Origin of the sequence: Paenibacillus sp. B-A-8 (assembly GCF_048572915.1) — a bacterium.
Classification (GTDB): domain Bacteria; phylum Bacillota; class Bacilli; order Paenibacillales; family Paenibacillaceae; genus Paenibacillus_AQ.
Genome location: NZ_CP183882.1, coordinates 75,897 through 96,150, shown reverse-complemented (window position 1 = coordinate 96,150; position 20,254 = coordinate 75,897). Strand labels below are relative to the sequence as shown.

Sequence of the window (20,254 nt, the reverse complement as noted above, 5' to 3'; positions counted from 1 at the left end):
GGCTTAATCGCCTGAAAACTGAATCCGAATTGAATTTGCGTTTTAAGTATAGGATAAGCCCTCGACCGATTAGTATTGGTCAGCTCCATGCATTACTGCACTTCCACCTCCAACCTATCTACCTCGTCGTCTTCAAGGGGTCTTACTAATTGGGAAATCTCATCTTGAGGGGGGCTTCACGCTTAGATGCTTTCAGCGCTTATCCCGTCCGTACGTAGCTACCCAGCCATGCTTCTGGCGAAACAACTGGTGCACCAGCGGTACGTCCATCCCGGTCCTCTCGTACTAAGGACAGCTCCTCTCAAATTTCCTGCGCCCACGACAGATAGGGACCGAACTGTCTCACGACGTTCTGAACCCAGCTCGCGTACCGCTTTAATGGGCGAACAGCCCAACCCTTGGGACCTACTTCAGCCCCAGGATGCGATGAGCCGACATCGAGGTGCCAAACCTCCCCGTCGATGTGGACTCTTGGGGGAGATAAGCCTGTTATCCCCAGGGTAGCTTTTATCCGTTGAGCGATGGCCCTTCCATGCGGTACCACCGGATCACTAAGTCCGACTTTCGTCCCTGCTCGACTTGTAGGTCTCGCAGTCAAGCTCCCTTATGCCTTTGCACTCTTCGAATGATTTCCAACCATTCTGAGGGAACCTTGGAACGCCTCCGTTACTCTTTAGGAGGCGACCGCCCCAGTCAAACTGCCCGCCTGACACGGTCCCCGTACCCGATTAGGGCACTAGGTTAGAACCTAGATACGATCAGGGTGGTATCCCAACGGCGCCTCCACCGAAGCTTGCGCTCCGATTTCTACGGCTCCCACCTATCCTGTACAGATCGTACCCAAATTCAATATCAAGCTGCAGTAAAGCTCCATGGGGTCTTTCCGTCTTGTCGCGGGTAACCTGCATCTTCACAGGTATTAAAATTTCACCGGATCTCTCGTTGAGACAGCGCCCAAGTCGTTACGCCATTCGTGCGGGTCAGAATTTACCTGACAAGGAATTTCGCTACCTTAGGACCGTTATAGTTACGGCCGCCGTTTACTGGGGCTTCGGTTCATAGCTTCGGGTTACCCCTAACCACTCCCCTTAACCTTCCAGCACCGGGCAGGCGTCAGCCCGTATACTTCGCCTTGCGGCTTCGCACAGACCTGTGTTTTTGCTAAACAGTCGCTTGGGCCTTTTCACTGCGGCCCCCTCGTGCTATTCACACTACCGGGGCACCCCTTCTCCCGAAGTTACGGGGTCATTTTGCCGAGTTCCTTAACGAGAGTTCTTCCGCGCGCCTTAGAATTCTCTTCTCGCCTACCTGTGTCGGTTTGCGGTACGGGCACCTTCTCCTGGCTAGAGGCTTTTCTTGGCAGTGTGAGATCATGACCTTCGCTACTACAATTTTCGCTCCCCATCACAGCCCAGCCTTAATGATGTGCGGATTTGCCTACACATCAGCCTCACTGCTTAGACGGACATATCCATCAGTCCGCGTCACTACCCTCCTGCGTCACCCCATCGCTCGTAGCGGATTACGGTGGTACAGTAATTTCAAACTGTTGTCCTTCGACTACGCCTTTCGGCCTCGCCTTAGGTCCCGACTTACCCTGAGCGGACGAGCCTTCCTCAGGAAACCTTGGGCTTTCGGCGGATCAGATTCTCACTGATCTTTTCGTTACTCATACCGGCATTCTCACTTGTATGCTGTCCAGCGCTCCTTACGGTACACCTTCAACCCACATACAACGCTCCCCTACCCCAGATACATACGTATCTAGCCATAGCTTCGGTGGTGTGTTTAGCCCCGTTACATTTTCGGCGCAGAGTCACTCGACCAGTGAGCTATTACGCACTCTTTCAATGGTGGCTGCTTCTAAGCCAACATCCTGGTTGTCTGTGCAACTCCACATCCTTTCCCACTTAACACACACTTGGGGACCTTAGCTGATGGTCTGGGCTGTTTCCCTTTTGACAATGGATCTTAGCACTCACTGTCTGACTCCCGGCAATAAGTATATGGCATTCGGAGTTTGACTGAGCTTGGTAATCCTTGCGGACCCCGCACCCAATCAGTGCTCTACCTCCACTACTCTTATACCGAGGCTAGCCCTAAAGCTATTTCGGGGAGAACCAGCTATCTCCGAGTTCGATTGGAATTTCTCCGCTACCCCCACCTCATCCCCGCACTTTTCAACGTGCGTGGGTTCGGGCCTCCAGTGCGTGTTACCGCACCTTCACCCTGGACAGGGGTAGATCACACGGTTTCGGGTCTACGTCCACATACTGAGTCGCCCTATTCAGACTCGCTTTCGCTGCGGCTCCGTCTTCTCGACTTAACCTTGCATGTTAAACGTAACTCGCCGGTTCATTCTACAAAAGGCACGCCATCACCCATAGATAGGGCTCTGACTTTTTGTAAGCACACGGTTTCAGGTTCTATTTCACTCCCCTTCCGGGGTGCTTTTCACCTTTCCCTCACGGTACTGTTTCACTATCGGTCGCCAGGTAGTATTTAGCCTTAGCAGATGGTCCTGCTGGATTCATACGGGGTTTCACGTGCCCCGCACTACTCGGGATCCGTCTCGGAGAGAACACAGTTTAGGTTACAGGGCTTTTACCTCTATCGCGGGCCTTTCCAGACCTCTTCACCTACCATATTCCTTTGTAACTCCATGTGAGACGTCCCACAACCCCTAAGAGCAAGCTCTTAGGTTTAGGCTGTTCCGCGTTCGCTCGCCGCTACTGACGGAATCACTATTGTTTTCTCTTCCTCAGGGTACTTAGATGTTTCAGTTCCCCTGGTCTGCCTCTACATACCCTATGTATTCAGGTATGAGTAACTGCGAATTACCACAGCTGGGTTTCCCCATTCGGACACCCCCGGATCAAAGCTTGCTTACAGCTCCCCGAGGCAGTTTCGTTGTTCGCCACGTCCTTCGTCGGCTCCTGGCGCCTAGGCATCCTCCGTGTGCTCTTATTAGCTTAACCTTGATTTTTCTTTCAAAAAATCTCACTAATAACATTTACTTGTTTGCACAAGTTGCTAAAAGATGTTCTAAAACGCAAATTCGTTTCGGTATCCAGTTTTCAAGGATCAAGTCTTACTTGAGAGCTTAAACTCTCAAAACTGAGCAACGAGTGAGTAACAGGCCTAAACCTGAGATTGTGGAAGTTTAACTTCCGATTTGAATGTCTTCATTGCAGAAGACGATTCTCCATAGAAAGGAGGTGATCCAGCCGCACCTTCCGATACGGCTACCTTGTTACGACTTCACCCCAATCATCTACCCCACCTTCGGCGGCTGGCTCCCTTGCGGGTTACCCCACCGACTTCGGGTGTTGTAAACTCTCGTGGTGTGACGGGCGGTGTGTACAAGACCCGGGAACGTATTCACCGCGGCATGCTGATCCGCGATTACTAGCAATTCCGACTTCATGCAGGCGAGTTGCAGCCTGCAATCCGAACTGAGACCGGCTTTGATGGGATTGGCTCCACCTCGCGGCTTCGCTTCCCGTTGTACCGGCCATTGTAGTACGTGTGTAGCCCAGGTCATAAGGGGCATGATGATTTGACGTCATCCCCACCTTCCTCCGGTTTGTCACCGGCAGTCACTCTAGAGTGCCCAACATTACTTGCTGGCAACTAAAGTTAAGGGTTGCGCTCGTTGCGGGACTTAACCCAACATCTCACGACACGAGCTGACGACAACCATGCACCACCTGTCTCCTCTGTCCCGAAGGCCGCTGCTATCTCTAGCAGATTCAGAGGGATGTCAAGACCTGGTAAGGTTCTTCGCGTTGCTTCGAATTAAACCACATACTCCACTGCTTGTGCGGGTCCCCGTCAATTCCTTTGAGTTTCAGTCTTGCGACCGTACTCCCCAGGCGGAGTGCTTACTGTGTTAACTTCGGCACCAAGGGTATCGAAACCCCTAACACCTAGCACTCATCGTTTACGGCGTGGACTACCAGGGTATCTAATCCTGTTTGCTCCCCACGCTTTCGCGCCTCAGCGTCAGTTACAGCCCAGAAAGTCGCCTTCGCCACTGGTGTTCCTCCACATATCTACGCATTTCACCGCTACACGTGGAATTCCACTTTCCTCTTCTGTACTCAAGTCACCCAGTTTCCAGTGCGACCTTAGGTTGAGCCCAAGGTTTAAACACCAGACTTAAATGACCGCCTGCGCGCGCTTTACGCCCAATAATTCCGGACAACGCTTGCCCCCTACGTATTACCGCGGCTGCTGGCACGTAGTTAGCCGGGGCTTTCTTCTCAGGTACCGTCACTCCGATAGCAGTTACTCTACCGGACGTTCTTCCCTGGCAACAGAGCTTTACGATCCGAAAACCTTCATCACTCACGCGGCGTTGCTCCGTCAGGCTTTCGCCCATTGCGGAAGATTCCCTACTGCTGCCTCCCGTAGGAGTCTGGGCCGTGTCTCAGTCCCAGTGTGGCCGTTCACCCTCTCAGGTCGGCTACGCATCGTCGCCTTGGTGGGCCGTTACCCCACCAACTAGCTAATGCGCCGCAGGCCCATCCCTCAGTGACAGATTGCTCCGTCTTTCATTCTTTCTTCAGGAGAAAAAAGAAATTATCCGGTATTAGCTACCGTTTCCGGTAGTTATCCCAGTCTAAGGGGCAGGTTGCCTACGTGTTACTCACCCGTCCGCCGCTAAGTTATTTTGAAAGCAAGCTTTCAAAATAACTCCGCTCGACTTGCATGTATTAGGCACGCCGCCAGCGTTCGTCCTGAGCCAGGATCAAACTCTCCAATTAGTATTGAAAAGAGCGATATGCTCATTTTGAAACATCTGACGAGAAAATTAATTCTCTAATTTTGGATTTCACTTTCGTGATTTCCTACTCACTCGTTGTTCAGTTTTCAAAGATCAAGTTCTCGTTGGCGCCGTTTAATGTCTCAGCAGCAACTCTTATACTATATCATGTTCGGCTATTTAATGTCAAGCTCTTTTTTTAACTTCTTTTTCGAGCTCGGCATGTGTACTTCTTGGCCGGACTTAGAATATATCATGTATGGAGATTGAATGCAACACTTTTTTTCAAACAAATTAGTATTAAGCTATATATCCTCAAAACAATACTGAAACCCTTACCTTCTGATCAACAGTAGCCAAGGAGAACCGCCGTTAGACAGCCCCCCCGTGCTCATTGTTGTATAAATACTATTCGTTTGTACGGTTACGCATATGCGGGAACAGCAGTACATCACGAATAGATGCAGAATTCGTAAGCAACATAATCAAACGGTCAACACCGATTCCTAGTCCGCCAGTAGGAGGCATACCATATTCCAAAGCACGGATGAAGTCATCGTCCATCTCATGAGCTTCGTCATTTCCTTGCTCTTTCTCCTGGATTTGCGCTTCAAAGCGTTGACGTTGGTCGATCGGATCATTCAATTCACTAAATGCATTTGCATGCTCACGACCCACAATAAACAATTCAAAACGATCGGTGAAGCGTGGATCCTCATCATTTTTCTTAGCGAGTGGTGAGATTTCAACCGGATGTCCCATTACAAAGGTAGGCTGAATCAGAGTTTCCTCTACAAATTGCTCGAAGAAAGCATTAAGGATATGACCGAAAGACATGTGCTTCTCTACAGGTACACGGTGCTCTTTTGCGAGAGCCTGTGCTTCCTCATCTGTCATATGAACACTGAAATCAACACCGGTTACTTCTTTAACGGCATCAACCATAGTTACACGGCGCCATCCTGGGGATAGATCAACCGCTTTACCTTGATAGTCCACCTGTTGAGTTCCTAATACTTCTTGGGCAATATGAGCGATCATATTCTCCGTAAGATTCATGATGTCCTTGTAATCAGCATAGGCTTCATACAACTCAATCATAGTAAACTCAGGATTGTGGCGAGTCGAAATTCCTTCATTACGGTAGACACGACCGATTTCGTACACTTTTTCCAGTCCACCAACAATAAGACGTTTCAAATGAAGCTCAATCGCAATACGCATATACAGCTGCATTTCAAGCGTATTGTGGTAAGTGATAAACGGACGCGCAGCAGCTCCACCGGCAATCGCATGAAGTGTAGGTGTTTCGACTTCAAGATAACCAAGTGAATCCAAATAACGACGCATCGATTGAATGATTCTTGAACGAGCAATAAATGTCTGTTGAACTTCTGGATTAATAATCAAATCAACATAACGCTGACGGTAACGCAGCTCTACATCTTTAAGGCCATGATATTTCTCAGGAAGTGGTAACAAGGACTTGGACAAGACTTCGAGATTATGCACTTTGATGGAGGTCTCGCCTGTTTTAGTTTTGAATACTGTTCCGCGAACGCCGATGATATCTCCTAGATCGAGAACATTGAACGCTGCGTATTGCGTTTCAGGAATGCTGTCTTGACGAACATAAAGTTGGATTCTTCCACTGAGGTCTTGGATATGCGCAAAACTAGCTTTACCCATCACACGTTTTGCCATAATACGGCCTGCTATGCTGACTTCAACGGATAGCTCGTCCAATTCTTCTTTAGAAAGTCCATCATACTTCGATACTAAGTCGCCAGCGTTAGCTGTACGCTCATACTTTTTGCCGAAAGGATCGATACCAAGTCCTCTAAGCTCGTCCAATTTGGCACGGCGGATTTGCAAAAGCTCACTAAGTTCGTTCTCTGCATTTTCCACATTATTGATTTCCTCGGTCATGCTATTCATCCCCTTGCAGATATAAATCCCTTATATTTTGAAAAAAAGCTTCCCTAAGGAAGCTTTCCCAAACAATGTTCCCTTATCTGCCTGCATACAACAAAACTACTTATACATTCGGCAGCACATCTATTTACAGACTATAAGATCTGTACACTACTTCATTCTGATATCGAGAATTTTATATTGAATAACGCCTGCAGGTGTATTAACGTCAACAATCGTGCCTATTTTCTTGCCGATGATGGCTTTGCCTACTGGACTTTCGTTGGAGATCTTATTATTTAGTGGATCGGACTCCGCTGTACCTACGATCGTGTATTCCATAGTGTCACCATATTCCAAATCTTCTACACTTACAGTAACACCGATACTTACCACATCAGTAACGATCTCGTCGCTATTAATGATGCGCGCGTTGCGAAGCATCTTCTCCAAGGTGATAACGCGTCCTTCGATAAAAGCCTGCTCATTCTTCGCGTCTTCATACTCCGAGTTCTCACTGATATCTCCGTAGCCAATCGCTACCTTAATCCGTTCAGCAACCTCACGGCGTTTCACAGATTTGAGGGTCTCCAGCTCATCTTCCAGACGCTTTAGCCCGTCCGGCGTAAGGATGACTTCTTTATCGCTCATCTCAACCGATTCTCCTGTCGTATACAATTATTGAAAACACCATACTATATGCTAATCTAGGAGGATAAGAACACTCCCTGCTGCATTGCTCTTACTGTAACGGCGATTTTATACTGTGAAATTATATTGGAACCGCTACAAAATGTCAATGACACCACATATAAAGTGGGATGTGTTCAAAAAGCGTTAGGAAAATAACGTTTATACTGCGGATGAAGACATTTCATTCCCCTTATTCGCTTCTTCATGCTGAAGTTGAACGACAAAATCATTCAAAATCTTCACCATTCCATCACGTTTGGTCTCTAACATGAGTACATCCTTCACACGTGCAGCAGACTTTAGGCCTTTTAAATACCAAGCCATATGCTTACGCATATCACGAACAGCAATGGCTTCTCCCTTAAGAGCAACCAGTCGATCCATATGAAGAATGGCAACCTTAATTTTCTCATCTAACCCCGGCTCAGGCATCAGTTCCCCGGTGCTTAAATACTGAATCGTACGATACAGCATCCATGGGTTACCTAGCGCACCACGCCCGATCATCACACCATCACAACCCGTCTGATCAAGCATAGCCCGAGCATCTTCAGGTGTATTGACATCCCCATTGCCGATAACCGGAATGGAGACCGCTTCCTTTGCCATCTTGATATAATTCCAATCCGCACGACCCGTGTAGAGTTGCTCCCGTGTTCGTCCGTGTACACTGACAGCCTTGCCACCCGCACGTTCTACTGCACGCGCATTATCTTCGACAAAAATATGCTCACTATCCCAGCCAATCCGCATCTTCACAGTTACAGGCTTATCAACAACATCGACAACCGCGGATACCATTTCATAGATTTTGTCGGGATTCAGAAGCCAACGGGCTCCCGCATCACATTTTGTTACTTTAGGCACCGGGCATCCCATATTGATATCGATAATATCAGCATTGGTCTCTTTATCAACTACTTTTGCCGCTTGTACCAGTGACTCTCTGTCTCCACCAAAAATCTGCAAACTAAGCGGTTTCTCACGTTCATCCACGAACAACATTTCGCGAGTACGCGTATTTCCGTGAATAATAGCCTTGTCGCTCACCATTTCTGCACAGACTAAACCTGTACCAAACTCTTTAGCGATTAGACGAAAAGCTGGATTGCAAACGCCAGCCATAGGTGCCAGAACAACTTGATTCTTCATCTCAATGTCGCCAATCTTCAGCATTCGTATCATTTCCTTATTCCTATTTGTATTCCTTAAAAATTATGAGTTAGGATTTGCCAATTCTTCGGTTGTAACCCCTAGGACATTCGCAATTTTATCTAAAATTTGATCTTCCAAATGTCTGTTGCCTCTCTCGACTGCGCCAAGCACAGCCAATGAAATCCCAGCGAGATCCGCAAGCTCCTGTTGAGTGTAGCCTTTTAGCTTGCGGAATGCCCTGATCCTCCGTCCCATACGCTTGTTGTCCACAACCGAATTCCTTCCTTCCCGTCTATGTCTTGAAGCGCTGCTGTGATCAACTTGCGGAGTCCGGAAGACTGTTCGTCCTGTGGAACGATATCACTGAGCGGAAGCATTACAAATGCACGCTCAAACATACGCGGATGCGGTAACGTTAAATGCGGGGTATCCAGTGTCTGCCCCTCTACCCACAATAGATCTAGATCTACCGTTCTCGGCCCATACCGGATATCCCGGATACGACCCAGCTGCGTCTCAATCCCCAGCATTACTTCCAGCAAGGTCTCTGGCGCAAGCGTCGTGCGCAAAGCTGCTGCCATATTGAGAAACTGTGGCTGATCTAAATAACCTACAGGCTCTGTCTCGTAAACTTTGGAGCAGCGAACCACCTTTATTTCATCATGATTATTCAGTCTGTTCAAAGCCTCTGACAGCGTACCCTCACGGTCACCCAAATTAGCCCCTAAAGCAATATAAGCCTCTGATTCTTCAGAGGTGGAATGTATATTCATGGACATTGTTCTCACTTTCTAGTTCTGCGCAGCTCTACAGTCACTCCCTGAAAATGAATGTCGAATGGCGGATGCGGTTTAGTTACTTTTACCGTTACTGCATTGATAACAGTATAAGTGTCCAGTACGGAGGATGCAATGTATTCTGCCAAAGCTTCAATCAACTTAAAGGACTTTATTTCGACAATATTTTTGACCAGCTCATGCACTTCAGCATAGTTCACCGTCTGGTTCAAATCATCATTCTGACCCGCTCCCTGCAGATCAAGCTCCAGCTCCAAATCAATGTAAAAACGTTGACCCAGCTTACGCTCCTCTTCAAATACACCATGATATCCGTAGTATTCCATTCGATGCAGCGTCATTTTATCCATCTTTAAACCCGCCCTTTTTCTAAAATATCTTTATTCACGCACCACTGGAGGTGCAGCATACAACATCGCATCACACATCTTGACCGTTCTTTTAATCAGGGATACATCATGCACACGTACGATCTGGCAGCCTTGAGCAATACCGAAAGCTACAGTAGCTGCGGTACCTTCGACAACATCATCAGAGGGTAAATCAAGTACCGTCCGGATGAATTTTTTGCGTGAAGTCGCGAGTAACAGCGGATAGCCAAGATCAGTTAATCGGTCTAAAAGTATCATTGCCTGCAAATTTTCATTAAAATCCTTAGCAAAGCCGATCCCTGGATCCAAGATAATATTGGCCGGCTTCACGCCTGCGGCTAAAGCAAGGTCAATACTTTCCTTAAGGTCTGCCGACATATCTGCACTTAGATTTGTATACTCACGATCCTGACGGTTATGCATCAAAATAATAGGACAGTCCGCAGCTGCTGCCACTGCCGCCATTTCCGGATCTGCCTTACATCCCCATATGTCATTAATGATATGAGCACCAGCGGCAATAGCTTGGCGTGCCACTTCAGCTTTGTAGGTATCAATAGATAAAGGAATATGCGGTGCCGCTCGATGAATACTCTCGATGACAGGTAATACACGCGCTAGTTCCTCTTCAAGCCCCACCGGTTTATGACCCGGACGGGTAGACTCCCCACCAATATCTATAATATCAGCACCGTCGGCAGCCATGCGCAGCGCATGTTCTACTGCTTTGTCCGGATGATCCCAAAGTCCTCCATCTGAAAAAGAATCCGGGGTTACATTCAGGATGCCCATAATCAGCGTTCGATCTCCCAATTGTAAATCTGTACTCCCACAGCGGTACGTCCGCTTAAATATGATTGGTCTCAATTCGATACTCCCGTCCTTTCTCTATAGGCTGAAATCATAACCGAAGTAATCTTGCCGCAAAGGCCATCGCCTACGGTAAATCTTTTATCTTTTTCCCAAAGCGTTGTGACAGGAACAATTTCTTGCACGGAATTAGTAAGAAATACTTCGTCGGCTATTTTCAACTGCTCCCAGTGATATGCGCCCTCTTCTACCCTAATTCCAGCACTACGAGCCAGCTCCATTACCATTTCCCGGGTAATTCCCGGCAGAATCCCAGTTGAGATATCCGGCGTATGGAGAATATTGTTTTTTATAAAAAAGATGTTGCTGACAATGCCCTCTGCTATGATCTCTTGTTCGGTCAACATCAGTCCTTCAGAACCATTCGAAGCAGAGGCATACCCCCTAAGCTCACGCTTGGCCAAAATATTATTCATATAATGCAGCGACTTGAACCGCACTGCTCCCTCAGGAGTGTTACGTCGTAAGGACAACAGTTGCAGCTCTTTGCCTTCGGTATATAGTTTATCAGGAGCTTTCGGGAGCGCTTTGATGTACAGCAAATGATTAGGCTCACGGTAATCGTCCGCCGGTAATCCGAGAATATCCTCGCCAGCGGTCACGGTATAGCGTATATAAGCTTCCTTTAATTCATTTTTGTCCATAACACGTTGAATCCACTCCTGCAGATGTTCAGCATCCTGCTCAAAGGGAATACCAAGCTCCTTACACCCCTCCGCCATACGCTTCAAATGACGCTCCAGCAAAAAAGGCAGTCCACCATACGTCCGAAAAGTCTCGAATAACCCTATGCCGTATAAAAAGCCGTGATCCAGGGCGGAAACCACGGCTTGTCGTGCATCTATGACATCATTGTTAAATCCTATATATTTCATGCCGTTTCTCCGGCTCTCCGTTTCAAGAAATTACGCAGCATCGTATGACCATGATCCGTAATAATAGATTCCGGGTGGAACTGCACACCTTCGATAGGGTATTCTTTATGGCGCAGTGCCATAATCTCCCCTTCTTCAGTCTCCGCTGTAATCTCCAGACAATCCGGCAGACTCTCACGTTCAACAATCAAAGAATGATATCTAGTTGCTGTAAAAGGAGACTCCAGACCTTCAAAAACCGACGTGCCTTTATGATGAATCGGAGATGTCTTTCCATGCATCAAACGCTCTGCACGAATAACATTGCCACCAAATGCTTGGCCAATCGCCTGATGTCCAAGGCATACGCCGAAGATCGGAATAATACCTTTGAAATGATGCAATAATTCCAAACTGATCCCCGCTTCATTAGGTGTACATGGTCCTGGAGAAATTAGAATATGATCGGGAGCCATTTTTTCAATCTCTTCAATGGTAATTTCATCGTTGCGGTGTACTTTAACCTCTTCCCCTAGTTCCCCCAAATACTGCACGAGGTTATACGTAAAGGAATCATAATTATCGATGACCAAGATCACAGTGTTTCTCCCCCTTCGGCGCCGCCGGTAGTTTGGGATTCCTGCTGCAATTCACTACAGAGGACTGCCTTCACTACCGCTTTGGCTTTATTATGGCATTCACGGTATTCACGATATGGATCAGAGTCGATCACGATGCCTGCACCTGTCTGAATATATCCGACTCCATCCTTTACAGCCAGTGTTCTAATAATAATATTTAATTCCATATTTCCGTTATAGTCAATAAAGCCCATGGATCCTGTATACGGTCCGCGCCGAACCGGCTCCAGTTCTTCAATGATTTCCATTGTTCTTACTTTAGGCGCACCTGTAATCGTTCCCCCCGGGAACAAAGCTGCGATAACAGCGTAAGCGTCCTTATCAGGCGCGACCTGGCCCTCAACCTGCGAAACGAGATGCATCACATGAGAGTAGCGCTCCACCGTCATCAGCTCAGGCACGCTGACGGACCCGTATGCAGCGACACGTCCAATGTCGTTGCGCTCTAGATCGACAAGCATGATATGCTCGGCGATCTCTTTTTCGCTCCCGCGAAGCTCCGCCTCCATGGCGGCATCCTCCGCGGGAGTCAGGCCTCGGCGCCGGGTGCCGGCGATTGGCCGTGCGATCACTTTGTCCCCGTGCAGCTTGACGAGCAGCTCCGGTGAAGCGCTGGACAGCGCGAAGCCGGGCGACCGCAAGAGCCCCATGTACGGGGACGGATTGAGCTTGCGCAGCCACTCGTAAACATCCTCCGGCGAGGACTTCAGCTGCGCCTCCTGGCGCAGCGAGAGGTTCACTTGGAATACATCGCCTTGGCGGATGTATTCCTGAACGTCCAGCACAGCCTGCTGGAACTTCTCTGGTGAAAAAGCCGAGGTCATGCCCGGCCACTCTCCTGATGAAGCCGTAATGGATTCAATGCGATCTACGGTTTCTTTGTTCAAGCCCGAGGTTGAAGAAATCAACTGCCATTGCTCAACCATTCGCCCGGCCTGCTCTATCCCCCCGAGGTAAAGGTTCTGCAATTCCTCCATCCCGCATTCTGCTGGAACCGGGACGTGAACTGCACAATAAAGCACATGCTCTTCATGATCATAAATCCATACCTCATCCATCCTCATAAAAAGATAATCAGGAAAACCAGGATCATCTTGTGCAAGAGACGGCAAACGCTCCAATGAGCGGACCACATCGTACCCTAGAAATCCAATGCATCCACCTGTAAATGGAGGAATGCCCTGAACATTTAGACTTGGCGAGGTGAAGCCAGACATCCATTGCTGTAGCAGTTCCAGCGGCTGTCCTTGCAACGTTGTTACCTCATGTATTTCCTCATCGTCCGCTGATTCCAGAGATTCAGTAGAAAAGTTAAATACTTCGGCCTTGTCCTCTTTGCCCTTCAATATGGAGACAGGATTTAAGCCTAAGTACGTAAAGCGCCCGCCCTTGCCACTTTCTAAGACTACAGAATACTGGGAAGCTAATTCCCAGGCCTTCTCCCACGATGCAGGCAACTCGTTTGTGCACCGGGGGGATTTTATTATTAAAGGGAACATGCTCCAGTCCTCAGCTGCCCATTGTTCCCACTCATGCCATGTCGTTATGATTTCCAAAGCCATCCTCCTAAAAGTTTTGTCTAGCATAATCCTACAATTTAATCTTCGGGACAAAACTCGCTTCGTAAGCATTCCATTAGTTTTGTCCAGCCCTCGCCTATTTTAAATCGTCAGTAGTATGTTGCCTGTCAGTATACTGTACTTAAGGCATTATTGAAAAGCCCCCAGCGATAGGAAATTATTATGGTTTTTGCGTTTTCAGTAAAAAGCAAAGTGTTTTTCAACAATAATGATGTTACCGCGTCAAGCCTGCCGTATATGTACAGAACCTTTTGCCTTATTAATCAACGAAAAGAGTCTCCATCACCACCAAAAGGGTGGTATGAAGACTCTTATAGATTTACGTTATTGCAAGCAATTACGCTTCGAAATTGTAAAGTGGTGTGCTCAGGTAACGTTCACCGTTACTTGGAATAATGACAACTACCTTTTTGCCAGGACCCAAGTCTTTAGCTACCTTAAGCGCCGCAAACACAGCAGCACCTGAAGAAATACCGGAAAGAACGCCTTCTTCTTTAGCTACACGGCGTGCAGTTTCGAATGCTTCATCGTTCTCTACATGGATAATCTCATCATAAATATCCTGGTTCAGAATCTCAGGAATGAAGTTAGCTCCGATACCCTGGATTTTGTGAGGGCCTGGTTTGCCTCCTGCCAAGATTGGAGAAGCAGCAGGTTCCACAGCATAGATCTTCACGTCAGGATATTTGCTCTTCAGCACTTCACCTGCACCCGTGATCGTTCCACCTGTTCCGATACCTGCAATAAAAGCATCCAGTGGGCCACCGATGGACTCAATCGCTTCAACGATTTCAGGTCCAGTGGTCTCACGGTGGATCTTCACGTTCGCTTTATTCTTGAATTGCTCGGATGGGAAATAGCTTGGGTTCTCTTTCAGAATTTCTTCCGCTTTCTTAACCGCACCATTCATGCCTTCCGATCCTGGAGTTAGTACCAATTCTGCTCCGTATGCACGAAGTAGATTGCGACGCTCCAAGCTCATGGTTTCAGGCATTACGATAACTGCCTTATAACCTTTAGCCGCAGCTACAAGTGCCAAGCCGATACCAGTATTACCACTAGTTGCTTCTACAATTGTACCTCCTGGCTTCAGTAGACCTTCGCGCTCAGCTTCTTCCACGATGCTGATTGCGATACGGTCTTTTACGCTTGATCCCGGGTTCTGATATTCCAATTTCAAATAAATATCTGCGGAGCCTTCCTGTGCCAGACGATTCAAACGAACGAGCGGAGTACCGCCGATCAATTCTGTTACGTTGTTAACGACTTTAGCCATGAGCAAAAACCTCCTTAGAATGATAAGTGCAATATAAGAACGTAAATTATGACTTTACTCTTCTGTATGTGGGTGCCTTTTACGCAGTAATAACTGCTATAAAGAGGTGTAGATATTTGACCACCGTTAGTTATTTCCGACTAAAACGGTAGGTTTTACGTTAATATCATATTATCAATCTTGCAGGCTGTTGTCAATATTTATTGCCACATCATATTTTGTACGCAAATCACTCTCTACTTGTTGTAGAGGAGGTGCTTGCTCCAAAGCCAGTTCTTGACGTATCAGCGCCCGTATCTCCTTCTGGTCCGGAACTGCTGGAGAGTGAATACTCTCTAGTCGAATGATAGCGAAGTCGTCCTCCGCCTGAATCGGTCCCGCTATATCACCCGCATCCAAACTAGCCGCAGTCTTAAGCAGTCCTTCAGGCCAAAAAGGATCGTCTTCCTCCACCTTCCCCAAGCTGCCTCCTTGCTGCCGACTCGCTTCATCAATGGACACTTCCCTAGCCAAATCAGCAAAGTTCTCACCCTGCTCCAAACGATCCATTACCTGCTCGCCTTCTTCATAAGATGAAACCTTGATCATGGAGAGCTCTAGTTCTCTTTTCGGAGTAAACCGCTCAGCATTTTGATCTAAATAAGTATCGATATCCGCTTCATTAATCGTAATACCCACGGTGGCTATCGCTTGTAAGGTTAGACGATAAGCTGTCTCTGCGAACACTTCCTGACGGGATAAACCCAGCTGAGACTGCATTTGCGCATAATACTGTTCTTCGGATCCGTATCCAACCATAGTTCGTGCAAGCTCCTGCTCAACCTCATCATCCGTCACAGTAATCCCCAGAGCCTTAGCTTCCATCTCCACAACAATATGATTAATTATTCCAACTAGCACTTCGTAACCATGCTTTTTTTTCAGCTCATCCATCCACTGCTTATCTGTTATCGGTTGCCCGCCTGCAGTCGCTATCTCCGATATTTCACTCTCTGTTGTATCTCCTTTTAGAAGGGCCATGGCGCGTAAACTCCAGAATAACAGACCCCCGAGCATTAAAGATGCAACAGCTAGAATAACAACCGTATTGCGAAGTGCGCGTTCCTGTCTCGTCATCATCCCATGACCTACGAGTTCGCTTGTTCTAAAATGACCTGTAATTCGTCCTTATTAAAAACATAAGCCTCGTTGCAAAAATGACATACAACTTCAGCCTGTTCATCTTCTGCAATTATTCTCTCCAGTTCAGCTTGCCCAAGGCTAATCAATGTCTGCTCTACCCGCTCACGCGAACATTGACAAGCAAAGTTAATATCCAGTTCATCCATAACCACGGCATCCGGCAAAAGAAAACGCAGCATTTCTTCTGGCTCTAAGCCCTGATCAAGGAGTGTTGTCACGGAAGGCATAGCCCCTAGAGCTTTTTCGATCTCCGTAATCTCCGCATCCGTCAGTCCTGGAAGAAGCTGCACGATAAATCCTCCGGCTACAATTACTGACTCATCAGTATCTACTAGTACACCCAAGCCAACGGCAGCTGGGGTTTGCTCAGATACAGCGAAATAATAAGTGAAATCTTCTGCAAGCTCTCCAGAGATGATTGGAATACTACCTCGATAAGGTTCCTTTAAACCCAAATCCTTAATAATATCAATGAACCCTTCCGTCCCTACAGCTCCAGCTACATCTAATTTGCCCATGCTATTGCTAGGTAAGTGAACGTGAGGATGGTGTACATATCCGCACACTTCTCCCAACGCATTGGACTCCGCAACAATTTGTCCAATCGGTCCATCCCCTTTGACCATGATGCATAGCTTCTCTCTACCTTTGAGCATAGCGCCCATCATGGCTGCAGCGGTAACCGTACGTCCTAACGCGGCTGTTGCCGTCGGATACGTATCATGTCTACGCCGCAATTCCTCGACCAATTCTGTTGTGCGGACAGCAAACGCTCTCACTTTACCATTCATAGCCGTTCCACGGATAAGTCGATCCTTCTTTTTTTCCATTGGGTGCTTAGCCCTCCTATCTCTTCGCCCTTTAGGCTTCTTTATCTTTATTGGTTACGATCATAAATAATTCGTAATCCTTCTAGTGTTAACATGGGGTTTACTTCGTCGATACAATCCGTCTCACCTGCAATTAGCGAAGCGAGACCTCCGGTAGAAATAACCTTTAGCCCCGGAGCATTCATCTCGATTTTGATACGCTTAACGATTCCCTCAACCTGACCCGCGTACCCAAAAATAATACCAGCCTGCATAGCATGCACTGTATTACGTCCGATAACTTTTTTAGGCTTCTCTAACTCAATTCGTGGCAGTTTGGATGCTCGCTGATATAAGGCCTCTGTAGAAATGCCAAGCCCCGGAACAATCGCTCCTCCGAGATAATTAGCTCCCGCATCGATACAATCAAAGGTCGTAGCCGTACCAAAATCAACAACAACAAGCGGACATTTATATTGTTCAATCGCAGCCACAGCATTAACAATCCGGTCTGCGCCAATCTCACGTGGATTCTCATAGCGAAGATTAAGGCCCGTTTTTATCCCTGGTCCCACGAGTAACGGATCTTTGCCTATATACTTTATACACATATCCACGATAGTCTTAACCAGGGGTGGAACTACCGAGGATATAATTACACCTTCCACCTCTTTGACAGAAATTCCTGACATCTGAAAAAGATTGTGTATCAGCACTCCATATTCATCCACGGTCGATTGGCGCGCAGTACTTAGACGGAAATGATGCAACAATTCACGCTTTCTGTATACGCCGAGAACAATATTGGTATTACCGATATCAACAGCAAGCATCATGATGAAGGCCCTTCCTTCTTGGCATTAAGGTCTAGACTAATATCCAGACTGGAGAAGGAGTACGTAAGGCGCCCTACAGAGATCACATCCACGCCTGTTTCTGCAATCCCACGAACCGTTTCTAACGATACATTGCCGGAGGCCTCTGTCTTGACATGTGGCGCTTTAGCTTTAATCCTAGCCACCGCTTGCTTCATCATCTCGTTAGACATATTATCCAGCATAATAATATCAGCACCTGCTGCCAGCGCCTCTTCGACTTGCTCTAAGTTCTCAGTCTCTACTTCAATGCTCATCGTATGCGGGATGTTCTTTCGAGCACGACCTACAGCTTGCCGAATACCCCCCGCACCTTTGATATGATTGTCCTTGATCATAACCGCATCATATAAGCCAAAGCGATGATTAAAGCCTCCACCAACACGAACTGCATATTTCTCAAGCATACGATGGCCTGGTGTAGTCTTCCGTGTATCTACTAGACGAGTCGATAATCCATCAAGCACCTGTACGAAAGATGCCGTACGTGAGGCAACACCCGAAAGACGCTGCATCAAATTGAGCGCAAGCCGTTCACCTGTAAGAATTGCGTGTGTGCTGCCTTCCACCTCAATAATTACAGTCCCTTTGGTCACTGCTTGACCTTCTTCTACAAGGGCTGTAAAGCTAAGCGTAGGATCAACAATTTCAAAAACCAACTCTGCAATTGGGATACCACAAATTACGCCATCTTCTTTAGCATGAATAATCCCTTTAGATTGATGGCCAACAGGTATCGTCATCTGTGTTGTTACATCCCCGGAACCAACATCTTCCCGCAGCCAAGCCTTGATGGATTGTACTAGTTCTTCATTGTAACCATTAAACATCATCGCTTAATTCCTCCACTATTCCCAGATCGCGAATTTGAAGCAGGTGCTTGCGCCACTGAACATCACTTCGCTGCGGATAATCCTCACGGTAATGTGCCCCCCGACTCTCTTCCCGTGCTAGAGCAGACTCTGTCACGAGCAAACAGCAGGTCAGCATATTAGCGAACTCGTATTCCTCGCGTTTAGTCAATACGGATCCAAAGATGGGTAGCTGCCGTTTCAATTCTTCTATTCCCTTAGACAAGGTCTCTTCATTACGTCGTAATCCAGCATATCGAACCATTACCTTTTGCAGCTTCAAACGGCGTTCCACAATAGCTTGAGTTGGCGAATCAACACGCCCATCGTTGCTGCTAACTGATACAACATCACGTCCAAGCGGGGATAATTTGCGAATCCGCTCAATAATACGATGCCCAAAAACAACTGCTTCTGATAATGAATTGCTTGCTAATCGATTAGCCCCATGTACGCCTGTGGAAGAAACCTCTCCGCAAGCAAACAAGCGGGGAATCGTACTCTCCCCATTCAGATCGGTCTTAATGCCCCCCATCATATAATGCGCAGCTGGAGCCACTGGAATCCAATCACTTGTAATATCCAATCCATAGCCCATACATGTCTCATGTATTGTAGGGAACCGATGCTTCACCATTTCTGGAGATTCATGCGTAATATCCAAATAGACAAACGTTGACTTTGTAAGCTCCATTTCACTTACAATTGCCCGAGCTACAATATCTCGTGGGGCTAGCTCAAGCAACTCATGATAACGCTCCATGAACCGCTCTCCATTAATATTGCGCAATACTGCGCCTTCCCCACGAACTGCTTCGGAGATTAGGAATCTAGGAGCTCCAGGATAACTCAATGCTGTAGGATGAAATTGAATAAATTCCATATCTCTTATATGAGCGCCGGCTCGATAGGCAATGGCTACCCCATCGCCTGTAGCTACTTCAGGGTTGGTAGTGTATCTAAATAATTGTCCTGCTCCACCAGAGCACAAAATAGTCGCATCCCCTTGCAGGAATAACCGTCCGCCCCCGGGACGCTGCAACAATGCGCCTACACATTCTCCGCCTTCAGTGATGAGATCAATGACGTAATGATCATCCCACACCTCAATATTCTTATGTTCTGCTACCTGTTCAGCCAAAGCACGAACAATCTCATAACCTGTAGCATCTCCATTAGCATGCAAAATACGACGGTGGCTATGCGCTCCTTCCTGCGTCAAAGCCAGTACCCCATCTTCCTTATCAAAAAGAGTGCCTAAACGAATTAGCTCATGAACTCGATCTGGTCCTTCATTAACAAGTGCATCGACAGCTGTGGAGGAGCAAAGACCTGCTCCAGCCATTAAGGTATCCTGCCGGTGGTAAGCAGGAGAATCGTCCTCAGCTATTACAGCTGCGATCCCCCCTTGTGCATAGCGAGTATTACTCTCCATTACTGATTTCTTTGTGATCATAATGACACGCCGATCTTCACTAGCTTTAATAGCCGTGAACAATCCGGCAATCCCTGAACCGATAACAATACAATCTGTCTTTACTTTAGGAATATCCCGAAGATCAAAATCAACCAAATATTGTGGAATCATGACCGCGTTTCACCTGTTTCAACGAAAGAG

At 47.3% G+C, this 20,254-nt stretch carries 16 protein-coding genes and 2 rRNA genes; all 18 read right to left on the bottom strand.

Going from position 1 to position 20,254, the window contains the following annotated elements:
- Positions 1-49: 49 nt before the first annotated feature.
- Positions 50-2,978: ribosomal RNA gene (locus tag ACN6MV_RS00435) — 23S ribosomal RNA — on the bottom strand.
- Between the two features lie 233 nt (positions 2,979-3,211).
- A 16S ribosomal RNA gene (locus ACN6MV_RS00430) occupies positions 3,212-4,769 on the bottom strand.
- The 16S and 23S rRNA genes sit together here, the layout of an rRNA operon.
- Positions 4,770-5,176: 407 nt before the next feature.
- Complete coding sequence (gene lysS / locus ACN6MV_RS00425) at positions 5,177-6,697, bottom strand: lysine--tRNA ligase (RefSeq protein WP_341109972.1); 1,521 nt, start codon at positions 6,695-6,697, stop codon at positions 5,177-5,179.
- Between the two features lie 156 nt (positions 6,698-6,853).
- Positions 6,854-7,333: a transcription elongation factor GreA gene (gene greA / locus ACN6MV_RS00420; protein WP_042123182.1), complete on the bottom strand. Its 480-nt coding sequence runs from the start codon at positions 7,331-7,333 to the stop codon at positions 6,854-6,856.
- Between the two features lie 201 nt (positions 7,334-7,534).
- Positions 7,535-8,551, bottom strand: a complete 1,017-nt coding sequence (gene dusB, locus ACN6MV_RS00415) for a tRNA dihydrouridine synthase DusB (protein WP_042123180.1) — start codon at positions 8,549-8,551, stop codon at positions 7,535-7,537.
- A 39-nt stretch (positions 8,552-8,590) separates the two neighbouring features.
- A complete protein-coding gene (locus ACN6MV_RS00410) occupies positions 8,591-8,800 on the bottom strand; it encodes a helix-turn-helix domain-containing protein (protein WP_042123178.1) in 210 nt (69 codons plus the stop codon).
- Positions 8,752-9,303, bottom strand: coding sequence for a 2-amino-4-hydroxy-6-hydroxymethyldihydropteridine diphosphokinase (folK, locus tag ACN6MV_RS00405; RefSeq protein WP_339288725.1), 552 nt, complete (start codon positions 9,301-9,303; stop codon positions 8,752-8,754). Before folK ends, ACN6MV_RS00410 begins: the two co-directional genes overlap by 49 nt.
- A gap of 11 nt (positions 9,304-9,314) precedes the next feature.
- Positions 9,315-9,677, bottom strand: a complete 363-nt coding sequence (gene folB / locus ACN6MV_RS00400; protein WP_042183904.1) for a dihydroneopterin aldolase — start codon at positions 9,675-9,677, stop codon at positions 9,315-9,317.
- Positions 9,678-9,707: 30 nt separating this feature from the next.
- Complete coding sequence (gene folP / locus ACN6MV_RS00395; RefSeq protein ID WP_419885507.1) at positions 9,708-10,565, bottom strand: dihydropteroate synthase; 858 nt, start codon at positions 10,563-10,565, stop codon at positions 9,708-9,710.
- Positions 10,562-11,443 (bottom strand): aminodeoxychorismate lyase, encoded by an 882-nt coding sequence (gene pabC, locus ACN6MV_RS00390; RefSeq protein ID WP_042123172.1) that lies wholly within the window; start codon positions 11,441-11,443, stop codon positions 10,562-10,564. Before pabC ends, folP begins: the two co-directional genes overlap by 4 nt.
- Positions 11,440-12,021 carry an aminodeoxychorismate/anthranilate synthase component II gene (gene pabA / locus ACN6MV_RS00385; protein ID WP_042123170.1) on the bottom strand — a complete coding sequence of 194 codons (582 nt, stop codon included), beginning with the start codon at positions 12,019-12,021 and terminating at the stop codon, positions 11,440-11,442. Before pabA ends, pabC begins: the two co-directional genes overlap by 4 nt.
- Complete coding sequence (locus ACN6MV_RS00380; protein ID WP_419885506.1) at positions 12,018-13,625, bottom strand: anthranilate synthase component I family protein; 1,608 nt, start codon at positions 13,623-13,625, stop codon at positions 12,018-12,020. Before ACN6MV_RS00380 ends, pabA begins: the two co-directional genes overlap by 4 nt.
- A 355-nt stretch (positions 13,626-13,980) precedes the next feature.
- Positions 13,981-14,919, bottom strand: coding sequence for a cysteine synthase A (gene cysK, locus ACN6MV_RS00375; protein ID WP_042123166.1), 939 nt, complete (start codon positions 14,917-14,919; stop codon positions 13,981-13,983).
- 174 nt (positions 14,920-15,093) lie between these two features.
- Positions 15,094-16,038, bottom strand: coding sequence for a peptidylprolyl isomerase (locus tag ACN6MV_RS00370; protein ID WP_375104438.1), 945 nt, complete (start codon positions 16,036-16,038; stop codon positions 15,094-15,096).
- Between the two features lie 8 nt (positions 16,039-16,046).
- Positions 16,047-16,931: an Hsp33 family molecular chaperone HslO gene (hslO, locus tag ACN6MV_RS00365; RefSeq protein ID WP_042123163.1), complete on the bottom strand. Its 885-nt coding sequence runs from the start codon at positions 16,929-16,931 to the stop codon at positions 16,047-16,049.
- A 47-nt stretch (positions 16,932-16,978) separates the two neighbouring features.
- On the bottom strand, positions 16,979-17,746 hold the full coding sequence (locus tag ACN6MV_RS00360; protein WP_042123162.1) for a type III pantothenate kinase: 768 nt from the start codon (positions 17,744-17,746) through the stop codon (positions 16,979-16,981).
- Positions 17,743-18,618: a carboxylating nicotinate-nucleotide diphosphorylase gene (nadC, locus tag ACN6MV_RS00355; protein ID WP_042123160.1), complete on the bottom strand. Its 876-nt coding sequence runs from the start codon at positions 18,616-18,618 to the stop codon at positions 17,743-17,745. Before nadC ends, ACN6MV_RS00360 begins: the two co-directional genes overlap by 4 nt.
- Positions 18,608-20,224, bottom strand: coding sequence for an L-aspartate oxidase (nadB, locus tag ACN6MV_RS00350; protein WP_042123158.1), 1,617 nt, complete (start codon positions 20,222-20,224; stop codon positions 18,608-18,610). The genes nadC and nadB overlap by 11 nt, the downstream gene beginning before the upstream one ends.
- Positions 20,225-20,254: the final 30 nt, after the last annotated feature.